The organism is uncultured Cardiobacterium sp. (assembly GCF_938028825.1).
Taxonomy (GTDB): Bacteria; Pseudomonadota; Gammaproteobacteria; order Cardiobacteriales; family Cardiobacteriaceae; genus Cardiobacterium.
The window spans coordinates 1-4,711 of record NZ_CALIZP010000024.1 but is presented as its reverse complement, the minus strand read 5'-3'; the positions used below and the strand labels follow the sequence as shown (position 1 = coordinate 4,711).

Here is a 4,711-nt window from a genome sequence, read left to right as displayed (position 1 = left end):
GGAGCCCATCATGAAAAAAGACCTTGCCCGCTACATCCTTAACACCCTGATCGCTGCCGGGATGGAACCCGTGCGCCTTGATGCTTACCCACAGAAAGAAGTCCAGCGCACATGGTGCCATCTTGTCCGCGCGGGACTGGTTGCTGGGGTGCGCTGGTATGGCCGTTATTGCGGCGTCCTGACCTGGGCAGGGCATGAATACCACGCCAACGAAGGCTGGGACTTCTGACCCGCAAGCGCAAATTTGCACCAGGAAACGAAACAAAGACTTACACCCCGCTTGATGCGGGGTTTTTTATTGGGCGCAGCAACCGCGCCTTGAACCAAGTCCGACAGGAGGACAACACATGGCAACACTCACCTTCCAAGACCGAACCCTGCACGTCATTGACCGCAACGGCGACAAATGGCTGACCGTAAACGACATTGCGGCAGCGTTGTACCCAACAAACCAAAGGGGGTCTCAATTTGAGACCCCCTTTGTCAGTCGGGTGCGGATGCTCTACAAGCGCAACGCCGAAGAATTTAGTGACAGCATGACGGCACTGGTTGACATCGAAACCGAAGGCGGCGTGCAAAAAATCCGCGTGTTCAGTCTTCGTGGTGCGCATCTACTGGGGATGCTGGCACGAACGAAGAAAGCCAAGGAGTTCCGCCGCTGGGTGCTGGACATCATCGAGCAGCACCGTCATGACGCGGGCATCCTCACCACTGAATACCATCAGGCGCTTGCTGCCCTGGCGCTTGCGCAAGAGACCGCCAGCCTGCACGGGCGCGGTCTCAACCTGTGGCGGCAGCGAAAACCAGGCCTGCGCGAGCGGGTGCAGGCGCTACTCGCCAGGATGCAACCCGATATGTTCATTTCCGCCCGCTAATGCGGGTTTTTTATTGGGAGTAACGAATGGCAGATATGCAACTGGCGCTGCGTGTCAATGCGGCGGTACAAGGTGTTCGTGATATCGAACAACTGGCGCAGGCGATTGAAGAAGCGGGCGGTGATGCGAGTACCTTGCGTGAAGAAGGGGCGCGTCTGGCGCAGGAACTGGAAAACCTGCGCGGAAGTGCCGACCCTGCGGCATTGCGGGCGCTTTCCGAAGCAGAGCAGCAACTTGCCGCGCATACTGCCGATGCCCAGGCACAACTGTCCACCCTTAATGCCGAGGCGCAGCGCCTGCGTGACGCCCGCATCACCCTCGGCATCGACAATGACGACAATGTGCGCAAGCAGATAGAAGAAGTGACCGAAGCCTACAAGCTGCTGCGTGAAGAAGGCAACCTCTCGCACGAAGAACTGGTACGCGCTACGGAAGCGCACCGCGCCCGTGTTGAAGAGCTGGAAGCCCAACTGGGACGGGTGCGCCCCAGTCTGGAAGACATCGCCGCCGGTGTCGGCAAAATGGTCGGAGCCTTTGCCGGGCTGACCAGCATCGCCAAGGACGCGATGGAATTTGAAACGGCAATGGCGGGCGTGAAAAAAGTGGTGGACGGGACACCGGAACAAATGGCATCCCTTGCCGGGCAGGTAAAAAACCTCGCCTACGAGCTGGGCATGGTGCCGGAAGCAGTGGCCGAAATTGCCGCCCAGGGCGGGCAGCTGGGTGTCGCCTTTGCCGACCTGCCTGAATTTACCCGCCTTGCCGGGCAAATGTCAGTCGCCTTTGGCATGACTGCCGGGCAGGCGGCAGAAGCGGCAGCGAAAATCAGCAACGTCTTCGGCATCAGCCTCGCCGAAATGCGCCAGCTGGGCGACGCCATCAATGTGCTGGGCAACAACACTGCCGCCAAAGAAGCGGAAATCAGCGAGGCACTACTGCGTATCGGCGGCACCGCCAAACAGTTTGGTCTTGCCGCCGAACAGGCTGCAGCGCTTGCGGACGCCTTTATCGCCCTGGGCAAATCGCCGGAGGTCGCCGGGACGGCCATCAACGCCCTGCTCACCAAACTGCAAACCGCCCCGGCACAGGGCAAAGAATTTCAGGACGCCCTGAAATCCATCGGCATGGAAGCCAAGCAGCTTGCCAAAGATATCCACGACAACCCCGAACAGGCGCTGCTCAGTTTCCTGGGCAAACTGGAAACCCTCGACAAACAGCAGCGCGCCATTGTCCTTACCAAGCTCTTTGGCGCCGAATATGCCGACGATATCTCGCTGGCGGCGGGCAGCCTCGACACCCTGCGCAAGGCCTTCGGTCTTGTCGCTGACAAGACCGAGACCGCAGGTGCCATGCAAAAAGAATTTGAAGCGGCAATGAGCACGACCGGCGCGAAAGTCGAGCAAGCCAAAATCGCCATCGGCAACATCGCCAAAACCCTGGGCGCACAATTGCTGCCGATTATCGGTGCCGTCGCCGACGGCATCGGCGGTGCAGCGAACGCCATCAACGACTTTGCCGAGCGTTACCCGCTGATTACCGAACTCGCCACCTACATGGCCGGTGCCAAACTTGCCGCTGTCGGCCTCGAAGGCGCGATGGATGTGCTGGGCGTGTCGATGGAAGACATGACCACCTACGCCGTGAACGGTTTTGGCCGCTTCAAAGAGGCCGTTTCCAGCGGTGCGGGCGCACTTGGCGGCCTCAAAGCCGTGCTGGCGGGGATGGGGCAGCTATGGGTCACCGCCGGGCTTACCGCCGCTGTCTCCCTCTATGAGGCGCTAAAAAGCAACGTGGATGAAGTCAACAAGGCGCAACACGAAGCCATGCAGACCTGGGCGGACGCAGGCATCGCCCAGCAGCAACTCAATATGGCCCTTGCCGCCGGTTCGGATGTGCTCGGCGACTACGTGCAAAAGCAGCAAGCGGCGCTGAAAGCCGAACTCGCCGCCATCGACCAGCGCATTGCCAGCTACAAGGCGCAGCAGAAAGCGGCGGAAGAGCGTTTTTTCACCGACGAAAAAACCGTTGCAGCGGCGAAAAAAGCCATCGCTGCCGAAGAAGAGCGGCGCGCCTCTATTCAGCAGACCGTAGATGCCACGCAAAAGCTGATTGACAAGGCACAAGAAGAAGCGCGCGCCCAAGAGGAAGCGGCGGCGAAGAAAAAAGCCAACATGGACGCCTGGGAAACACTCACCGGCAAAGTCGAAGAAAACGAAAAGGCGCTGGAAGAGATTACCAAGAAAAGCGACACCCTGACCGCTGCACTCGACACCATCGTCAAAAACGTGGACGCGGCCGGTGGCAGCTTCGACAAGACAGGCGGCAGCCTGCAAGCGGTAGGGCAGGAAGCTGCCAGCGCCGCCAACACCCTCCGCCTCGCCTTTACCCAGGGCATTGACGCGGCTGAAACCGTGGAAACCCTGGAAGCTATCAGGCAGCGCATCAGCAACCTCGCCAGCGAGGGCAAAATCAGTCAGGGACAAATGCAGGCACTCTTTGCCGACATTGACGCCCGCGCCAAAATCCTGCCTTCTACCCTGGACGGTAGCGCACAAGCTCTGAAAACACTTGGCCTCGAAGCCGGACAATTACAGACCGGCATTAGCAAAAACGCCGCCGAGGCCATCAGCAGCTTTACCGTCGCCGCCAACCGCTTCGGCACCGATACCGAAAAAATGGCCACCCTCTACAAGGCGGCCATGGCAAAAATGGCCAGCGGCGAAGAACAGGCCGCGCTGCTCAAGGCGCTGGAGCGAGTCGGCAGCCAGGCAGGCATGACCGCCAAAGACATCAAGCGCATCGGCGACAGCGCCCCGCAAGCAGCCAGCAAAGTGGCCGAAGCCTTTGCCAAAATCAACGTGGATGTGGATGCCGTCAACCAGGGTATCAGTAAAGGGGCGAAAGAGGCCTTTATGGACTTCAGCCGCGCCTCAACGCTGGCCGCCGAAAGCGCGCAGAACAGCAGCAAGCTCATCCGCGCCAGCTTTGATGAAATTGCGGGTGGTCTGAAGAGCAAAGAAGAATTTGCCGCCTTTAATGCCACCCTGCGCGAGACCGGCGACCTCGGCAAACTGGGTGGCGAACGGATGCAAATCCTGCGCGCCGGGATGCAAGGCGGAGCGGAAGCGGCAGAAAAGATGCGAGAAAGCCTCGCCGCCAACACCGAAGCCAGAAAACAGAACAACGAAGCCACCGGGAAAGCGGCAGAAGACACCAAAGCGGATCGCGATGCAAAAGCCGGCAATACCGCTGCCATCGAAGACAACACCGCCGCCATCAAGGAAAACGCCGAGGCCAAGGGGGAGGACGCCGCTGCGACGAAAAAAAGCGCGGATGAGGCGGAGAAAGCGGGCAAAAATCTCGCCTTTATGTACGACGCCAGCAAGTTGAACACGGAGCAAATGAACCTGCTTGACGATGCCCTGAACCGCATGGGCAGCACCCTGCGCCTTGGTACCGAGGGTGCCATTGCCCAGTGGTTTGGCCAGCAACGCGCCGCCGCGCAGTACATCGAAGAAGTGCAGCGCGCTAACAGTGCCCTGGAAAACCTGACACAAAAAACGTCCGACGGCACCGTCTCCATGCAGGACATCGCCGAGGCGACCCATGCCGCCACCACCCGTATCGCCCAGCTGGACAGTACCACCCTGAACAACCTGCACGCCGCCATTGACGAGGCACGGCAAAAGCTCAAAGAGCTGGAAGAACAGGCGAGGGATAGTGCCGACAGCCTGGAAGCCGAACTGGCACAACTCAGGGGCGACGACAGCAAGACGGCAGCCCTCGAACAGGAACGCAAACTGCGCGAACTGAACGCCAAGCTGCACGAGGCAGAA

At 59.8% G+C, this 4,711-nt stretch carries 3 protein-coding genes; all 3 read left to right on the top strand.

All coding sequences use genetic code 11. The annotated features are described in order from the left end of the window. Positions 1-229: hypothetical protein (locus Q0562_RS03905; RefSeq protein WP_298641431.1), on the top strand; the 229-nt coding region annotated here is incomplete at its 5' end. Positions 230-347: 118 nt separating this feature from the next. Then, positions 348-875, top strand: coding sequence for a BRO family protein (locus Q0562_RS03900; RefSeq protein WP_298641428.1), 528 nt, complete (start codon positions 348-350; stop codon positions 873-875). Between the two features lie 26 nt (positions 876-901). After that, positions 902-4,711, top strand: a 3,810-nt coding sequence (locus Q0562_RS03895) for a phage tail tape measure protein (RefSeq protein WP_298641424.1), incomplete at its 3' end; no start/stop codon positions are given.